This window comes from Prevotella sp. HUN102 (assembly GCF_000688375.1).
Lineage (GTDB): Bacteria > Bacteroidota > Bacteroidia > Bacteroidales > Bacteroidaceae > Prevotella.
Map to the genome: position 1 here is coordinate 495,362 of NZ_JIAF01000001.1, position 18,285 is coordinate 513,646.

General features: G+C 45.0%; 16 protein-coding genes. 9 read left to right on the forward strand and 7 right to left on the reverse strand.

What is annotated here, in order from left to right; all coding sequences use genetic code 11:
- Positions 1-8: 8 nt before the first annotated feature.
- From P150_RS0102305 to P150_RS0102315, 3 genes are all read right to left on the reverse strand, one after another.
- Positions 9-1,241: an ABC transporter permease gene (locus P150_RS0102305; RefSeq protein WP_081819257.1), complete on the reverse strand. Its 1,233-nt coding sequence runs from the start codon at positions 1,239-1,241 to the stop codon at positions 9-11.
- 9 nt (positions 1,242-1,250) lie between these two features.
- Positions 1,251-2,234, reverse strand: a complete 984-nt coding sequence (locus P150_RS0102310) for an HlyD family secretion protein (RefSeq protein ID WP_028896313.1) — start codon at positions 2,232-2,234, stop codon at positions 1,251-1,253.
- Positions 2,235-2,296: 62 nt separating this feature from the next.
- Positions 2,297-3,784, reverse strand: coding sequence for a TolC family protein (locus P150_RS0102315; RefSeq protein ID WP_028896314.1), 1,488 nt, complete (start codon positions 3,782-3,784; stop codon positions 2,297-2,299).
- A 365-nt stretch (positions 3,785-4,149) separates the two neighbouring features.
- Here P150_RS0102315 and P150_RS0102320 point away from each other — a divergent pair, with 365 nt between their 5' ends.
- The 8 genes from P150_RS0102320 to P150_RS0102355 all read left to right on the forward strand — a co-directional run bounded on the left by P150_RS0102320 (position 4,150) and on the right by P150_RS0102355 (position 11,275).
- Positions 4,150-4,380 carry a DUF4492 domain-containing protein gene (locus P150_RS0102320; protein ID WP_028896315.1) on the forward strand — a complete coding sequence of 77 codons (231 nt, stop codon included), beginning with the start codon at positions 4,150-4,152 and terminating at the stop codon, positions 4,378-4,380.
- Positions 4,381-4,464: 84 nt separating this feature from the next.
- Positions 4,465-6,000, forward strand: a complete 1,536-nt coding sequence (locus P150_RS0102325) for a cytochrome ubiquinol oxidase subunit I (protein WP_028896316.1) — start codon at positions 4,465-4,467, stop codon at positions 5,998-6,000.
- Positions 5,997-7,139 carry a cytochrome d ubiquinol oxidase subunit II gene (locus tag P150_RS0102330; RefSeq protein WP_028896317.1) on the forward strand — a complete coding sequence of 381 codons (1,143 nt, stop codon included), beginning with the start codon at positions 5,997-5,999 and terminating at the stop codon, positions 7,137-7,139. The genes P150_RS0102325 and P150_RS0102330 overlap by 4 nt, the downstream gene beginning before the upstream one ends.
- Positions 7,140-7,780: 641 nt before the next feature.
- Positions 7,781-8,395 (forward strand): DNA alkylation repair protein, encoded by a 615-nt coding sequence (locus P150_RS0102335; RefSeq protein ID WP_028896318.1) that lies wholly within the window; start codon positions 7,781-7,783, stop codon positions 8,393-8,395.
- An 8-nt stretch (positions 8,396-8,403) separates the two neighbouring features.
- Positions 8,404-8,934 carry an HXXEE domain-containing protein gene (locus P150_RS0102340; protein WP_028896319.1) on the forward strand — a complete coding sequence of 177 codons (531 nt, stop codon included), beginning with the start codon at positions 8,404-8,406 and terminating at the stop codon, positions 8,932-8,934.
- Between the two features lie 172 nt (positions 8,935-9,106).
- Positions 9,107-10,672 carry an acyl-CoA carboxylase subunit beta gene (locus tag P150_RS0102345; protein ID WP_028896320.1) on the forward strand — a complete coding sequence of 522 codons (1,566 nt, stop codon included), beginning with the start codon at positions 9,107-9,109 and terminating at the stop codon, positions 10,670-10,672.
- Between the two features lie 19 nt (positions 10,673-10,691).
- On the forward strand, positions 10,692-10,841 hold the full coding sequence (locus P150_RS17775; protein WP_197018026.1) for a hypothetical protein: 150 nt from the start codon (positions 10,692-10,694) through the stop codon (positions 10,839-10,841).
- Between the two features lie 8 nt (positions 10,842-10,849).
- On the forward strand, positions 10,850-11,275 hold the full coding sequence (locus P150_RS0102355) for a biotin/lipoyl-containing protein (protein WP_028896321.1): 426 nt from the start codon (positions 10,850-10,852) through the stop codon (positions 11,273-11,275).
- Between the two features lie 192 nt (positions 11,276-11,467).
- Here P150_RS0102355 and eno read toward each other — a convergent pair whose 3' ends face one another.
- From eno to P150_RS0102380, 4 genes are all read right to left on the reverse strand, one after another.
- Entirely contained in the window at positions 11,468-12,775 is a 1,308-nt protein-coding gene (gene eno, locus P150_RS0102360) for a phosphopyruvate hydratase (protein ID WP_028896322.1), read from the reverse strand.
- Between the two features lie 787 nt (positions 12,776-13,562).
- The gene (locus tag P150_RS0102365; protein WP_028896323.1) at positions 13,563-14,489 is read right to left on the reverse strand and encodes a hydrogen peroxide-inducible genes activator; all 927 of its coding nucleotides are present in this window, start codon (positions 14,487-14,489) and stop codon (positions 13,563-13,565) included.
- Positions 14,490-14,794: 305 nt separating this feature from the next.
- Positions 14,795-15,130 carry a hypothetical protein gene (locus P150_RS0102370; protein ID WP_028896324.1) on the reverse strand — a complete coding sequence of 112 codons (336 nt, stop codon included), beginning with the start codon at positions 15,128-15,130 and terminating at the stop codon, positions 14,795-14,797.
- Between the two features lie 207 nt (positions 15,131-15,337).
- Entirely contained in the window at positions 15,338-15,802 is a 465-nt protein-coding gene (locus P150_RS0102380; protein WP_155952895.1) for a hypothetical protein, read from the reverse strand.
- Between the two features lie 679 nt (positions 15,803-16,481).
- Between P150_RS0102380 and P150_RS0102390 the strand changes: the two genes are divergently transcribed.
- Positions 16,482-18,158, forward strand: a complete 1,677-nt coding sequence (locus P150_RS0102390) for a SulP family inorganic anion transporter (protein WP_028896327.1) — start codon at positions 16,482-16,484, stop codon at positions 18,156-18,158.
- The last annotated feature ends 127 nt before the right edge of the window (positions 18,159-18,285 follow it).

Sequence of the window (18,285 nt, forward strand, 5' to 3'; positions counted from 1 at the left end):
CTCGATTCCTACGGTATATAAACGTATTCGAGCATTGCTTTTTTCATATTCCGTGCCGTCAGTATCGGTAAGAGGGCGAAAGCTGCGAGTGCCACCACGTTCCACCACGCATTAATAAGTGGATAGCCGTTGAAAACGGTAATCTGATACACCATATAGTAATGCCGGAGTGGGATAAGTTGGGCAAAAGATTCGAGCATCGGGTGCATTGCGAACACCGGAAAGGTGGCACCACAAAGTGAAAAGCCGACGACAGCCCACAACGAGCAGATACTCATTGACATACGCAGCGAGGGCATCAGCCCGAACATAAAAGTGCCGAAACCTTGTGAGGAAAGAACGGTAAGGAAGCCGAGGAGCAGTATTTTTGATGCTCCACCGGGATGGGGAAAGTTCAGATAGCCGTAAACATACCATTCGTAGCCCAGAAAGATAGTCATAAAAATGAGGAATTGAGGCAGCAATTTGCCTGAAAGGGCTATGAAGATGTTGTTTCCCGACATTTCCAGCCATTCTTTTCCGCGTCCGAACTTCAGTTCCGTGCCGATACTGTAAACCGTAATCAGGAATATGAAGAGCACAAGAATACCCGGCACCATAATCGTAGTAAGATAAATGTTGTAGCTCAACAACGGATTGCCCACCAAGTGCATATCAAGCGCAATGGGTTGGAGGAACGTTTTGATTTCTTCCGACGTTTTTCCGAGCATCTGTAATTTGGCAGAACCGACGGCTGCACCACCAAGTGTGGACACGGTTTTAAGGTCTTTGAAAAGCATCGAGCCTGCCACGAGCGTTACATTACTATAATAAAAGGAGATTTTCGGCTGTCGCTTTGCAATGAGTTTCGCCGTCGTGCCTTCGGGAATATAGAGGAAAGCATAGATTTCATTGCGCTGAATGGCTTTGCGTGCCTCGTTCACGTTGGGATAATGAGCCACAACCTCGGTGCTTTGAAAGGAATCAAGATTCCGGATAAGCGCACGGGTAGTAGTGGAATTATCGTTATCAACCACGCCGCAAGGCAAATTTACGGGCTGTCCTTCCTGCATCAATGAGGTAAAGAAGAAAATGATGAGCAAAGGAAAAACAATCATACAAAAGAGATAAATCGGCGTATGGATGAGTTGGGCGACCTCTCGGGAGGCGACAGCAAAGAGACGCAACAACGCTCCGCCCACTCTTGCACGCAGGGAGGGGGCTTGTGATTGTCCGTTGGTGTCTTTTTTCCTCTTGAACATCGTGTTTCCTTACTTTATTACCAAGGACATTCCCGGCTTCAATCCGTCTACCTTATTTACTGGTTTAGCCTTTACCTGAAAGGTCTTGAGATCGTACTGACCGGTGGTCTTCGTAGCTTTCCATACAGCATACGAACCTTGGTCCTTAATGGCTGTTACTTTCATATCAATACTCTTGTTGAAAGCCGGCACGAAAGCCTTGATAATGCTGCCCACTTTCATTCCCTTGAGCTGATCTTCACGGATATTGAACGTGCCCCAGACGTCGTCTACCATTGCAATGCTCATAATCGGGCTACCGAAACCCACGAGTTCACCTTCCTTTGGGTAAATCGTTGATACTTCGCCGTCGGCTGTGGCATACTGCGTTGTTTCCTTCAATACCGAACGAACAACATCGACTGCCGAGCGGGCTGCCTGTGCCTGCTTCTGCGCCGCACGTTTGGTTTCCTTACGGGCACCGTTCTTTGCCAGTTCCCATTGCGAACGGGTGGCTTCAACTGCTGCCTTTGTTGTCTTGTAGGCAGCCTCAGCTTCATCGCGCTTCTGTGCTGAAACAACTCCTTCTTCAAAGAGTCTGTTCAGGCGACCGTAGGTCTTTTCTGCGATTTCATTAGCCGTAACAGCTTGTTGATAAATCTGATATGCACCCTCAACGGTTTCCTGACGAGTCGGTGCTTCTGCCAAATCGCTCAATGCCTCGGTGGCATTTGCCGTAGCTTCGAGCACTTTTTCCTGTGCATTTGCCTCCGGAATTTCAAGTACGGCAAGCACGTCGCCCTTATGAACAAAGTCGCCTTCCTTTACACGGATTTCGGTTACACGTCCCGGCAACTTGCACGAGACTCTGTATTCACTTACTTCCACCTCTCCCTGTATGACTTCTTCAGTACGCTCGAGCGTGAAATAACCTATTACAGACACAAGGACTACTACGAAAACGAATCCTAAAATTGTTAGGAGAATACTGTTATGTTGAGTTTTTGCAGACATAGTTCTTTTTGAATATATGATTTTGAATATTATCTTACGAATATTGTTGTCAGCGACTGCTCTTAATTCATCAAACCAAGGGCTTTTCGCAATCCCACCTGTGCCGTGCGCACTGCTATTTCAGCATCAACGATGGCGGTCTTAGCCTGCATCCACGCTGTCTGTGCGCCCATAACATCGGTTATTGTCATTACCCCTTCCTTGAATCCTACGTTGGCACAACGGAGATTTTCCTCTGCGGCAACCATATTTTTATTGGCAGTTGCAAGCTGTTTGTTGGCATTTTTCAATCGGAAACGATGTTGTTCCACCTCCAGTTGTATTTTGTTACGCACGTCGCCAAGTTCCATTTCGGCAATGCGCGTCGCCGTTTTGGCCGCCCGTAGTCGGTATTTGCTTTCGTTCCAACGCCAGATAGGCACGTGGACAATCACACCAATGTTCCACACATCCTTGAATTTCTGTTCAAAACCATTGAAGAGATTCGGATTCGACACCGTATATCCGGCCGTGAGAGCCACGTGGGGAAGATAGAGCGAACGGATAAGTTTGTTGTTCTGCCTGCTGATATCAACTGCATTTTGCAGCAAACGGACTTCCGGACGACCGTTGAATGTGGTGTCCCGAACATCATAATCTATCGGTTCGTTCGCTGCCAAAGCGTCCGTCTGTTCGTCTTCGAGCAGCAATTCGCCGTCAAGCTCAAGCCCGCAAAGCTCGCAAAGAGCCATCTTAGAAAGTGCAATTCCGTTCTGAAGCTGCGCAATCTGCAAGTCGGCCGTGTTCAGTTTCACATCGACTTTCAGTCCGTCGGCTTTCGTTGCCACGCCTTCTTTATACATTTTCTGCACGTTGTCGCTGAATTTCTGTATCAGATTCCTATATTGCAGTGCCAATCGTTCTTTCTTTTTCAGAGAAACGGTCAGCCAATAGGCATTGTCTACTGCGTAAAGCACGGTTTGTTGCTTCAGCGCAATAGTATTTTGTGCAATATCCTCGCCTATCGTGGCAATATCGTTCGCAGCTTTAATCGCCCCACCCATATAAATAGGTTGTGTTATCATCACGCCTGTCGCATAAGTATTCCGGGAATTTGAACGGAAAGCATCACGGACGGACTGCCCGATGTTGTTGCCAGCCTGCACAAGCGGCGTGGTAAGATTGCCGAACATCTGTCCCAACTGCTGCGCAACGTCGGGCGTGATGATGCCTTGCTGCGCCAAGCCTGTAATAGTCTCCCCTATCTGTCCTCCTATCTGCCCGATGGAATTGGTGCCGAGATTCGACAAAGCCTCTTTCTGACGGTCGCTGAGCAACGACACTTCTCGTGTAAAATGCTCATAACCTGCCAGTCCGCTCACTCTCGGCAAGTATTTAGTCTTTGCCGCTTTGTGGACATTCTCGGCAATATCGGCCGTCAATTTTGAGATTTTCAACTGACGGTTGTTTGCCAATGCCAGTTCCCTGCACCGTTGCAATGAGAGCGTGCTCTGGGCAAAGGATGCCAAAGACACACCGGAAAACAATATTATAGAATATATGAACTTCATCATAAGCCTTACAAATAGCTAAAAGTCTCCACTAATATCATCACGGAAAGGAGATATTTCATCCTCTACCGGCCCGTTCATAGGCTGCGAGCATTTTGCAGCTTTCCTTTTTCAGAGCATTACTTTCTCGCTTTCAGGTGCAATCCTTTTCCTTTTCGGGATAAGAACAGCCCAATTTCGAGGAGCTTTCTTTTTTCTCTTACAAAAGTATTCAATTTTGGTAATAATTCCAATTAAAATTGTTCGATTCTTCTTTATTTTCTATAAATGATAGAATTTTGGAGAAAAAAAGGATAAGTTTAAAATATTTTAATTAAATTTGTACCATCATTTGTAAATATTACAGATACGAAAACATTACCGTTATGAAAAAATCGGGTTTCTTTTATCGAGCTTTCGATTTATACTATGAGGGTTTTAAGAATATGACCCTTGGCAAGACGCTGTGGACTGTCATTATCATCAAGCTCCTGATAATGTTCTGTTTTCTCAAGCCTTTCTTGTTTCCAAACCACATAAAGCAGAATGCGGCGAAAGGACAAGAAGATAAATTCGTGGCAACGGAAATGCTGGAGAGAGACGGAAACGGCAAATGAGAATGATCATAGATGCTATATCGAGGTTCAGCAATTAAAGTATAACATTCAAATTCATAATTCAAATAAATCTAACAGTTATCAATGGAAAATCTATTATTAGCCATCGACCCAGATGTAGTGAACTGGTCGCGCGCTCAGTTTGCCCTTACAGCCATCTATCACTGGCTGTTCGTGCCTCTGACGCTCGGACTTGCGGTCATTATGGGTATTATGGAAACGTGCTATTACCGCACGGGGAAAGAGTTTTGGAAGAAAACTGCCCAGTTCTGGCAGAAGCTCTTCGGTATCAACTTCGCAATGGGTGTTGCCACAGGTATCATCCTTGAGTTCCAGTTCGGCACAAACTGGAGCAACTATTCTTGGTTTGTGGGCGACATCTTCGGTGCGCCACTCGCCATTGAGGGTATTTTGGCCTTCTTTATGGAGTCTACCTTCGTGGCAGTAATGTTCTTCGGATGGAAAAAAGTGAGCAAGGGATTCCATCTTGCCTCCACTTGGCTTACCGGCCTCGGTGCTACTATCTCTGCGTGGTGGATTCTTGTTGCCAATGCTTGGATGCAGTATCCAATCGGATGCGAGTTCAATCCTGACACGATGCGCAACGAGATGACCTCTTTCGTGGACGTTGCACTCAGCCCGATGGCAGTAAACAAGTTCTTCCACACGGTAACATCTTCTTGGGTACTCGGCGCAACGTTCTGCGTGGGCGTTTGCTGTTGGTATCTGCTGAAGAAACGCCACGTGGAATTTGCAAAGAAAAGTCTTAAAGTAGGCGCAGTTGTTGGCCTTTTCGCCTCCTTGCTCGCAGCCTTTACCGGCGACGAGTCGGCTTATCAGGTTGCACAGCATCAGCCAATGAAGCTCGCTGCAATGGAAGCTCTCTATGAAGGTGGCAAGGATCAGTCTCTTACAGGCATTGCACTCGTGAATCCGTTCGAGCAACCTGACTATATGAACGAGAAGGAACCCTCAATGCGAATCGCCGTTCCCAATGCACTCTCGTTCCTTGCAACACGCGACCTCCACGGATTTGTGCCCGGCGTGAAGGATATTATCAATGGTTACACCAAGGATGACGGCACCGTTGAGCCTCCTCTTACCGAGAAAATAGAGCGTGGTAAGGCTGCCATCGCCGCCCTGAAGGCTTATCGTGGCGGCGAAAAGACTGCTGAAAACGAGAACACGCTGAAGGAAAATATGAAATACTTCGGCTATGGCTACATCAAGAATGCCGAGCAGACCGTTCCTTTCATACCCATCAACTTCTGGACATTCCGCATAATGGTAGGTCTCGGCTGCCTATTCATCCTCGTATTTGCCGTGATTCTCTTCTTCCTCTACAAGAAAGACATCGCACAACCACGCTGGTTGCAGCAAATCGGACTTTCCCTCATACCTCTGGGCTACATTGCCAGCGTGAGCGGATGGCTTGTGGCAGAGTTCGGACGTCAGCCTTGGACCATTCAGGATATGCTCCCTACTTGGGCAGCCGTCAGCGATGTTGCAAGCAACGGCGTAGCACTCACATTCTTCTTATTCCTATTCCTCTTCACAGCAATGCTCGCAGTTGAAATCAGCATTATGTGCAAGCAAATCAAGAAAGGGCCAACACTATGACATACGAATTTTTGCAACATTACTGGTGGTTCCTCATTGCAGTCTTAGGAGCCTTGTTGGTGTTCCTGATGTTTGTTCAGGGCGCAAACTCAATGATATTCCAGTTGGGTAAAACCGACATTGAGCGTCGTCTCGTTGTCAATTCCACGGGACGCAAATGGGAGTTTACCTTTACCACACTCGTTACCTTCGGAGGCGCATTCTTTGCATCCTTCCCATTGTTTTACAGTACCAGTTTCGGCAGTGCCTACTGGGTTTGGCTTGCCATCCTCTTCACGTTCATCATTCAGGCCGTGAGCTATGAGTTCCAGAACAAGGCTGGCAACCTGTTCGGCGCAAAGACATTCCAGACCTGCCTGATTATCAACGGCATCCTCGGTCCGTTGCTCATCGGTGGAGCCGTTGCAACCTTCTTCACTGGTTCCAACTTCATCGTAGAGAAAGGTAACATTGCCGACGAGATTCCTACTGTAATCTCGCATTGGGCAAACGGTTCCCGTGGTCTCGACGTGCTGCTCAATCCTTGGGTAGTTATCTTCGGTTTGGCAGTTGTGTTCCTTGCCCGCGTGCTCGGCACACTCTATATTAATAATAATGTGGACGACAAGGAAATCCGTTCCCGCGTGCGTCCTCAGCTCATCGTGAACACCGTGCTCTTCCTCGTCTTCTTCCTTACATTCTTTGTGCGCACCCTCGTCAGCGACGGTTTCGCAGTAACGGAGTCGGGAGAAGTAGTGATGGAACCGATGAAGTATCTCAACAACCTGCTCGATATGTGGTATCTTGCCCTCATTCTTCTCGTCGGCGTGCTGCTTCTGCTCTACGGCATCGTGCGCACCGTCCTTCAGAAAGACTATATCAAGGGCATCTGGCCTGCCGGCATCGGTGTTGTACTGGTGGTAATCGTGCTTTTCCTCATCGTGGGTTACAACAACACGGCTTACTATCCGTCTACGGCCGACCTCCAGAGTTCGCTTACGCTTCAGAACAGTTGTTCAAGCGAGTTCACGCTCACGGCAATGTTCTATGCGAGCCTTCTCATCCCATTCGTTCTCGCCTACATTTTCTACGCTTGGCGCAGCATCGATGCAAAGAAGCTCGACCGTGAGGAACTGGAAAGCGACGACCACGCATACTAAGTGCAAGCACACAAGATATTATCCGAACATACGATAAGTAAACAAGGGAACGAATCGTAAGCAGACTCGTAAACTTGGAAGCAAATCAGACTATTTCGCCCAATCAGATTAAACCCTGATTGGGCGAAACTGTTTAATGCAAGTTCGGCAAATCATTTACTGCAAGTTCGATTAACTCAAGAGATTACTCAAGCTCAAACCGAATATGATACTTCGTGGACACAGCCGATAGGAAGTATAGCTTTCTGCAAAATCGCTGTTTGTACGAGAAATAAAAGTACAGGTGTTGAAGACATTATCCCAATCCAACTATACCGAACTTAAGTATCACAATTATGAATATTCATACATTTCTTCATTCAAGAAGTAAAATCATAACACATTAAAAATCAGAATATTACAAACCAATCCCATTCTTCGCAAAAACGCATTTCATTCTTCGCACAAATGCAACGCAATCTTCGCAAGAATGCGCTGCGTTCTTCGCACGTTCAGAATGCAAACGCAGCGTATGTATAATTATACAAGAATTGATTAGAATAAAGCCGAGGCTAATTCCCGCACTATATATCTTTCGCAATAAATCGGATGTATTTGCGTTAGCATTATAAGAAGACTTATCCCTTACATCGTTCAATATAATGAAGATAGACAACATACTGAACAAGATACGGCAGATAGAACACGGTTTTCAGCACATTATTGATGGAACTGATGAAATTCTTTCTGCATACTCAAACGAACAATCTTTTAATCTTGCTCTTGAACTGTTCAAGCACGAAGCCTATCAGGCACGAATGCTGGCTACAACGATATTAGGCAGATTGGCAGCAACGAATGACGAAGCCCTTGGTTTTCTAAAAGAACAAGTAAGCATAGATGAAAACTGGCGTGTACAGGAAATGCTCGCAAAGGCTTTTGATGGAGTTTGCAAGCACAGGGGATATGAAATGTCTTTACCTCTCATTAAAGAATGGATGAATAGCGACAATCCGAATGTTGTCCGTGCCGTAACAGAAGGGTTGAGAATTTGGACAAGCCGTCCATTCTTCAAAGAAAACCCATCAGTTGCCATTGCTCTGATCAGCAAACATAAGGCACACGAAAGTGAGTATCTCCGTAAATCCGTTGGAAATGCTTTGAGAGACATAAGCAAGAAGCACGCAGAATTAATACGGAAGGAAGTACAGCAATGGGATTTGAATAATCCAAAAGTTCTTTTTACCTACAAACTTGCAGCAAAGTTGCTGAAATAAAAGAAAAGATGATGAATTTAGAACTGATAATGATACTTCTCCCCATTGTATTTATGGTTCACGAATACGAGGAGATTATTATGTTCAAACGGTGGCTTGGGCAGAATAGGAATGAACTGAAAAGGCGTTTTCCGAGATTCGAGCAGTTTCTTGCAAGCAGGGGATATTTTGATTATTCAACAGCTACATTTGCCATAGGAACAGCCCACGAGTTCATTCTGATTTCCGTTGTTTCTTTCTGTGCCGTATGGTTCGATGCTTATCAATGGTGGTTCGCAGCATTTGCAGGCCATTCCATACACCTTATGGTGCATCTTGCACAATGGGCAGTCTATCGAAAGTACATACCTGTCATCATTACCACAATCCTGACATTGCCTTATTGCATCTATGCCTTTGCAGAATTTGCAAAAGCCTCTATTCTATCTCCTACGCAGATGTGTTTATGGGCAGCAATCGGCGTTGTTCTTATGGTGCTTAGCCTGCTCTCTGCATTGTTCCTTATGGACAAGTTTCAAAAGTGGCAGAATAAACATTGAGTTAAATAATTAAGTATATATCCATTGAATTTCACATTATGATACTTAACAAATTTAAAAGATGGGCAGTTTCTGTGTGAGTATCAGCTTTTTTTCGTATTTTTGCACGTAATTTATTGGAATTATTCAACTATAATTCATTTTAGACTTTACAAAGAAAATAAATATATTTATGAGTAAGCAAACTGAAAAAATCAAAGAGCTCGTAGCAAAAAGAGAGCAAGCTCGCTTGGGTGGTGGCGAAAAAGCTATCGAAAAGCAGCACGCTCGTGGTAAATATACTGCTCGTGAGCGCATCGAAATGTTGGTGGACAAAGGTAGTTTTGAGGAATATGATATGTTCAAACTCCACCGTTGCCACAACTTCGGAATGGAAAAGAAGCAGTTCTACGGCGATGGTGTCGTAGCCGGTTCGGCAACAATCGACGGCCGTCTGGTCTATGTATATGCACAGGACTTTACCGTTAATGGTGGTTCGCTCTCTGAAACGATGGCTCAGAAGATTTGCAAGATTATGGATATGGCTATGACAAACGGCGCACCCGTAATCTGTATGAACGACTCCGGTGGTGCCCGCATTCAGGAAGGTATTACTTCTCTGGCCGGTTATGCTGAAATTTTCGAGCGCAACATTCTCGCTTCAGGTGTGGTTCCGCAGATTTCAAGCATCCTCGGTCCGTGTGCCGGTGGTGCTGTTTACTCTCCCGCCCTCACGGACTTCATCATTATGAAGGAAGAAACAAGTTATATGTTCCTCACAGGTCCGAAGGTTGTTAAGACTGTAACGGGCGAAGACATCGACGCTGAGGGTCTCGGAGGTGCAAGCGTACACGCTACAAAAAGCGGTGTTACCGGTTTCACGGCTAAGACGGAGGAAGAGGCAATGGAAATCATCAAGACTTTGCTCTCCTATATTCCTTCAAACAACCGTGAGGAAGCTCCACGTGTTGAATGTACTGACCCTATCGACCGAAAGGAAGACTTGCTGAACGAAATCATTCCTGACGATCCTAATCAGGCATACGATATGTATAAGGTAATCAAGGCCGTAACCGACAACGGAGATTTCTTTGAGATTCAGCCTAAATTTGCCAAGAACATCATTACCGGTTTCGCCCGTTTCAACGGTCAGAGCGTGGGTATCGTGGCCAATCAGCCGTCAGCTTACGCAGGCGTGCTCGATGCAAATGCAAGCCGTAAGGGTGCTCGTTTCGTTCGTTTCTGCGATGCTTTCAACATTCCAATCGTGTCGCTTGTAGACGTTCCGGGCTTCTTGCCGGGCACAGGTCAGGAATACAACGCCGTGATTCTCCACGGAGCGCAGTTGCTCTACGCTTACGGAGAAGCCACCGTTCCAAAGATTACCATCACACTTCGCAAGAGCTACGGTGGTTCTCATATCGTTATGGGCTGCAAGCAGTTGCGTTCCGACCTCAACTATGCATGGCCGAGTGCCGAAATCGCAGTTATGGGTGCGTCGGGTGCCGTTGCTGTGCTCTGTGGTAAGGAAGCAAAGCAGGTCAAGGATGAAGGCGGCGACGTCAAGGCATTCCTCGCTGAGAAGGAAGAAGAGTACACAGAGAAGTTCGCCAATCCGTATGAAGCAGCACAGTATGGCTACATCGACGACGTAATCGAACCTCGCAACACTCGTTTCCGCATTTGCCGCGGCTTGGCTCAGTTGGCTCATAAGAAGCAGAATTTGCCGGCGAAGAAGCACGGTTGTATGCCAATGTAATCATCAATAGGAGAATAAAATGGACAAAAACAAATTTGCAGCTATTGCAATGGCACTCTTTGAGTACAGTGGCAATAATGTACACGATATCGAACCGGGCATCATTACCATCAAACCTAAGTGTACGATGTGGGATGCCAAGTTTGAGATTATGACCCAGAAACCATAAGATAAAAAATGAAAGAATTCAAATATACAATCGACGGTAAGGAATACAATGTCGAAATCGGCAGTATCAGCGAAGACTTCGTAGCTGACGTAAAGGTGAATGGCGAAGCATTCCAAGTTCAGATGGAGAAACCGGCAGAACCAGAGAAGAAAAAGGTTGAACTCGGCAAGCCTGTTGCAGAGGAAAGCGCAGCATCAGGCGCACCTGCAAACTTCAATGCTTCCAATGCCATCAAGGCTCCGCTTCCGGGCACTATCACTTCAATCGAGGTGGAAGTGGGTCAGGACGTGAAAGCCGGCGACACAGTTCTCGTGCTCGAAGCTATGAAGATGCAGAACAATATCGAGGCTGAAAAGGACGGAAAGGTAACCGGTATCATTGTAAAAGTAGGTCAGGCAGTTCTCGAAGACGAGCCAATGATCGTTATTGAATAAATAAGGAGATTGCTGAATTAAGGCAAACTCCGTAATTCACATCGAAGATAAAGATAAAAGCAGGTATCGCTTGATACCTGCTTTTATTTTAACCGAACTCCGGTGGAGCTAAGCGAAAACTTCTCTGACCAACAAAAAACAGGGAGCAATCGGTTGATTGCTCCCTGTTCTATAATTTAGCGTAAGCGTTGTTTACTTTACTTTGTTGTAACCGTACTTAGCTGTGCAGCAAAGTTCCTCTTCGATGCGGATCAACTGGTTGTACTTAGCCATACGGTCTGTACGAGACATAGAACCAGTCTTAATCTGACCAGAGTTTGTAGCAACAGCGATGTCGGCGATTGTTGTATCTTCTGTTTCGCCTGAACGGTGAGAAGTTACTGATGTGTAGCCTGCACGGTGAGCCATTTCGATAGCTTCGAGCGTCTCTGTGAGCGAACCAATCTGATTAACCTTGATAAGGATAGAGTTGGCAGCACCCATCTTGATACCCTTTTCGAGGAACTTAACGTTGGTAACGAACAAGTCATCGCCTACCAACTGGCAACGGTCGCCAATCTTGGCTGTGAGCTTAGCCCAGTTTTCCCAGTCGTTTTCATCCAAGCCATCCTCGATAGAGTCGATAGGATACTTAGTAATGAGTTCTTCCAAGTAAGCAATCTGTTCGTCAGCAGTAAGTTTCTTGCCGTTTGGATCCTTTGGCATACCGTCCTTGAGCTTGCTGTAATCGTAGAACCAAGCACCGTTTTCGCAAGTTGCAAACTCAGAGGCAGCGCAGTCCATAGCAATCTTCACGTCCTTACCCGGTTCGTAGCCGGCATCCTTGATAGCCTTCATAATCTCATCGAGGGCATCTTCGATACCGTTGAATGCAGGAGCGAAACCACCTTCATCGCCAACAGCAGTAGAAAGACCACGCTTCTTCAGGTTCTTCTGCAATGTGTGGAACACTTCAGCACCCATACGGAGAGCTTCACGGAGTGAAGGAGCACCTACCGGACGAATCATAAATTCCTGGAATGCGATAGGAGCATCTGAGTGAGCACCACCGTTGATGATATTCATCATAGGAACTGGCAATGTGTATGTGTTAGCACCACCGATATAACGGTACAAAGGCATATTGAGAGCCTTAGCAGCCGTCTGGGCTACTGCCAAAGACACACCGAGGATAGCGTTGGCACCGAGCTTGCTCTTTGTAGGAGTACCGTCGATTTCCAACATCTTATAGTCGATTGCACGCTGTGCAGTTACGTCGAAGCCCTTGAGAGCAGGAGCGATAACGTTGTTCACGTTCTCAACTGCCTTCAAAACGCCCTTACCACCGAAACGACCCTTGTCACCATCACGAAGCTCGAGTGCCTCGTTCTCACCGGTAGATGCGCCAGATGGAACACTTGCACGACCCATTACACCATTGCAAAGAGTTACTTCTACCTCAACAGTAGGATTGCCACGAGAGTCGATGATCTCACGAGCGTGAATTTTTTCAATCTTCATAATTTTACCTTGTTATTTTTAATATAATAAAATATAAACCTTATCATTCTTTTAGATTCCATATTGAAAATGAATGCCGACACAAACTGTGTGGATGTTATCCAATTCTCAAACAACATTTTTCTTAGCGTTGAGGAAACAGCTTTCGCATAAGCTCATTTTCGGAGTTCAAAATTATAAAAAAAGAATGAACGGAGCAAACATTTCACAGAAAATAACACGGCTTTCAGCCACTATAACAAGGCTATTTCACATTGTTTCAATATCTCTTTCGTTTTTGTAATGTGCAGATTGCAAAAGGTTTACGTTTATTCGGTCCACAATAGGGGCAACAATGGGGCTCGATCGGTCGCAGTAGGCAGACAGGATTACAAATTCCGGAATTTGGAAGCACGTTTATTAAAATCTAATTAATGGGTAAACAGATTTACAAAACACTAAAAAAGATGATTCCTATACATTCATCGTCTTCCATCGGACCATATTTAAAGATGGCGCAACACCTCAATCAACAATAATTTGTAAGTGTCTGAAAATCAAAGAATAAAATATAAGGTTGCAAACGTGCGAAGATTGCATTTCATTCTTCGCAAGAATGCAACGCAAACGTGCGAAGATTGTAAGCCATTCTTCGGTTACTTGCAAAGTGCCTGAAATTGGATTGAAAACGGGACGGGCAAACAGGAAAACAAGCGTACAGTAATAATGCCCTGCCCTGATGAATAACACACGCTATATCTTGTCATTCATCGTCCAGAATTTGATTTTTCAGCAGACAATAAGAGCCTCACACTTCCTCTTGCGACTTCTGCATCTTTATCATCGAATCGGGAACGGCCTGCTGAATTTTATCTACAAGCAATTCGCGCAGCGTGGTTCTGATGAAGTTCTTGCCAGTCATAAGCACTACATCGCGTGTAGGAATAGGATGAGCAAATGGTTTTACGAGCTGCTGCTGCGCATCAGAAAGCTGTGCTATGGAAAGTTCCGGGATGAAAGTAACGCCTTTTCCACTCTCAACGATGCGCATAAAGGTTTCAATGCTGCCGAGATTATAGGCTTTCTTGCTCTTGATGGCCGATTTCAACTGGCAGAATTTCACTAATTGGTCGCGGAAACAGTGTCCCTCGTCGAGCAGCCACAGATATTCGCCGCTCAAATCGGCTGTCCGTATCGCCTTGTAGTCATAAAGTGCATCGCCTTTTGCTACGTAAACAAAGAATTTCTCATAAAACAGATGCGAACATTCAAATTCTTCCAAACCCTCCACACGTGCCAGAATACCTGCGTCGATATCGCCTCGTTGCAAAGCCCGTCGCATATCCTCGGTCTTCAGTTCCGTAACACGAATGTCCATATCAGGATATTCATTCATCAGCTGAGGCAGAAACCGCGGTATGAGGTAGGGAGCGACGGTCGGAATGACACCGAGATTGAACGTTCCGAAGAGCGAATGCTTCTGCTCTTCCACCACTTCCTTCAACCGTCGGGCACGAACGAGCACGCTCCACGCACGTTCAATGATAAGCTGCCCCGAGGGAGTCGGCTTTATAGGCTGTTTTCTACGGTCAAAAATCTTCACACCCAACTCATCTTCCAGTTTCTGAATCATAGAACTGAGCGTAGGTTGGGTAACATTGCAGTGGTCGGCTGCCTTGGCAAAGTGCTTAAACCGATAGACAGCCATTACATATTCAAGTTGTTGAAGTGTCATTCTTAATAGTCCTCCAAGTGCAAAGTTACCCAAAATAATCTATCCCTCAAAATACCGACCATCGGAAAAAGCATTTGTATCTGAAAAATCACTAAAAATGATGATAAAATTAAATATACCAATAAACATTCAATGATTGAAACCCGTATAAAAGAATTAAGCCCGGCTTTGAGCCGAGCTTAATATATTAAATGTCTTATGCTTGAATTAACGTCTTTCGCCTGAAGTTCATATTAAAGAGGGCGTATACGCCTCATCAATAAAGCCCCGCGAAATGAGTTAAATTTGCATTACTCCAATTTAGATTAACGGACTACAACCTTAGAAGTCTTAACAGTACCGTCCAACATCTTAACCACCTTGATATTAACGCCGGTAGTTGGCTGTGCAACACGCTTACCTGTAACGTCGAAGTAAACTACTTCTGCTGCCTCTTCGTTAGAATCTACTGTGCTGATACCTGCTGTAAATGCGCCAGTACCCTTGAGTTCGCAAGCTGTATAGAACTCAACAACAGCCAAATCAGCTCTGTCGTTATTGAAAACTACCGAAGTTGCAGGCTTGAGTGTGTACTTGTCTTCAGCCGGGTTGTAAACAAATACAACATCTGCCAAGTCTGTTATATCATCGAGTTCTTTCATTTCCTTTGATGCGCTCCCAAGAATAATTTCAAGTTAGTTGCAATGCCAATATACTGACCCTTAGGGAATGTTACCACATTGTTTGCATCGATAGTACCCTTAACGGCAGCATTAGCGCATTCTTCGATATTGAGAAGACCCTGGAAATAAACATCGCTCCCTACACGTCCTACCTTCACAGTTCCGTCAAACTCATTTTTACCAGTTTTACTGGCAGCATTTGGAGCCGTCATCGCTAAGATTGAGCTTGATGTTATCACCGTCGATTGTGTAAGTAAAAGACTTATCAGTGCTTTTTACATAATCGTCACCTTTAAATTCATATACATCAACATTCAACAATGTGGTACCTGTTTCGCCGAGATCAGGCAAGAAGAATACAGTCTGACCAATAGGAACTGTGATTGTATTGCCTTCTTTCGTACCTTTTACCCAAGTACCGATGGCGATTTCTGCAATAGGGTCCTTGATGTAAACTCCATTGGATGCAGTTGTAACCACTTCCAGTGTAGTGTTCTTGAACACGTGGATCTCGCCCGTATCAGAGTTAATAAACTTACCAGTACGGTTGTAAACCTTGTGTGTACCTTCAGGCACAACAGTGATCATGTTTTGTGCAGTTGCTCCGATTGCCATCATAGCAACAAGAGCGAGGAGTAAAATTTTTCTCATACGTTTAAAATTGTTTATATCAATAAATCTAGTCTATATATTTTTGCTTACAAGTCCAGTCTATATATTATGGGCAAAATAACTATGTTTTTTTGAAAAACCAACTTTCAAATAAAGTTTTTTCAGATTAAGTTATTTTTTTTATATAGAATGCTTAAAAACAGTCTATTAAAAGCCGTCTGATAGACCTTTTTAATTTATTTGATCGTGTTTGGATAAGCCTATACATATTTATATATAGGGAGATGAAATCACAATTTTGCATACTGTAAGCAGACCTAATTACACTGTCGGCACAGCAGAATAACGAAACAACTGCCTGCAAATAAAAACACGATTTGCAATCTTCGCAAGAATGCAATTCATTCTTCGCAAAAATGCAGCGCAATCTTCGCAAGAATGGAATGCAATCATCGCAAGATTGGAAAACGAATTTTTATCCGTTGATTTTCAATTACTTACAAACAGTATGAAATTATACTTTACATAATTTTGATTGGCAGGCTGATGAAGTGCGGCAATATGTATAATTTCCTGTCGGCAGCATTTTGCAATGCTTGATTCAAGCAAGGATTGGTCATTACTTTTGCCTTTTACGATTATATTCTTTTAATTTTTTAACTTTTTATTCTTTAACTTTTTCTTACCTTTGCAGCTCATTGCTATTACTACAAGAATAATGAAACTATTTGATTACAAGCCAGTACTGGCTGACACGCTTCGCAGTTACAGTAAAAAAAGCCTCGTAGCCGACTCTATGGCAGGCATCATTGTCGGTATCGTGGCACTTCCTTTGGCAATCGCTTTTGCCATTGCTTCGGGCGTTTCTCCTGAAAAAGGTATCATCACGGCGATTATTGCCGGACTGATTATCTCTATTTTTGGTGGAAGCAAGGTACAGATTGGTGGTCCTACGGGTGCTTTCATCGTCATTGTCTACGGAATCATCGAACAATACGGCATACAGGGACTTACCATTGCCACGATTATGGCCGGGCTCTTCCTTATATTATTAGGTGTATTGAAGTTGGGAACCATTATCCGATACATTCCCTATCCTATCGTAGTTGGTTTTACGAGTGGTATTGCCCTGACCATCTTTACCACACAGATAAAAGATCTCTTCGGACTTACCATCGACAGCGTGCCTGCCGAGTTTATAGACAAATGGATTGTATATGCCCACTCCTTCGATACTATCGACTGGTGGAGCACCGTCGTGGGCATTCTCAGCATCCTGATTATCGTTGTTACCCCGCGTTTCTCGAAGAAAATTCCGGGTTCGCTGGTGGCAATCATCCTGATGACCGCAGGTGTATGGGCATTGAAGAGCTTTGCAGGCGTCAATTCCATCGAAACTATCGGCGACAGATTCACTATCAGCAGCAGTCTTCCCACAATGGAAATCCCGTCGTTAGACCTCGAAACCATCAAAGGGCTTATCTCTCCCGCCATTACCATCGCTATCTTGGGTGCGATTGAATCTTTGCTCTCGGCAACCGTAGCCGACGGCGTTATCGGCGAACAGCACGATTCAAATGCAGAACTCGTAGGACAGGGGCTTGCCAACATAGCAGCACCACTCTTTGGTGGTATTCCTGCAACTGGAGCAATAGCGCGCACAATGACAAACATCAACAACGGCGGCAAATCGCCCATCGCCGGCATTATTCACGCCATTGTCCTGTTGCTCATTCTTCTTTTCCTGATGCCGTTGGCGCAGTATATTCCGATGGCGTGTCTCGCCGGAGTTCTCGTCGTTGTTTCGTATAATATGAGTGGATGGCGCACGTTCGCTGCCCTTCTGAAGAATCCCAAGTCCGATATTCTCGTGCTTCTCATTACCTTCTTCCTTACCGTCATCTTCGATCTCACGATTGCCATCGAGGTCGGGCTCATCATTGCGTGCCTGCTCTTTATGCGTCGTGTGTCTGAAGCTACCGACATCCGAATGATCAGAGACGAGATTGACCCGAACGACGACACGGACATACAGCTCAACAACGAACATCTGACCATTCCCGAAGGCGTGGAAGTGTATGAAATCAACGGTCCTTACTTCTTCGGAGCAGGCAACCAGTTTGAGAATCTGATGATGAATATGCACAAACGTCCCAAGGTTCGCATCATCCGTATGCGTAAAGTGCCTTTTGTTGATTCAACGGGAATTCACAACCTCACTACACTCTGCGAGCGTTCGCAGAAAGACAACGTGAAGATTATCCTTTCGGGAGTCCGTCCTAATGTTGATGACGTACTCCGTAAAGCCGGATTCAACGAACTCGTAGGCGAAGAAAACATTTGCAGTCATATAGATATTGCTCTCGAACGTTCCAAAATTCTTATTTCAAAATAGCAAACGGACAGCCGGGAGTAAAGAAAACGGATGGCATTATATCCGGGTTCGGAATTATCCCTAATTAAAGCGTTTTGCGTTTTTGCGAAGATTGCGTTGCATTCTTCGCAAAAACGCATTGCAATCT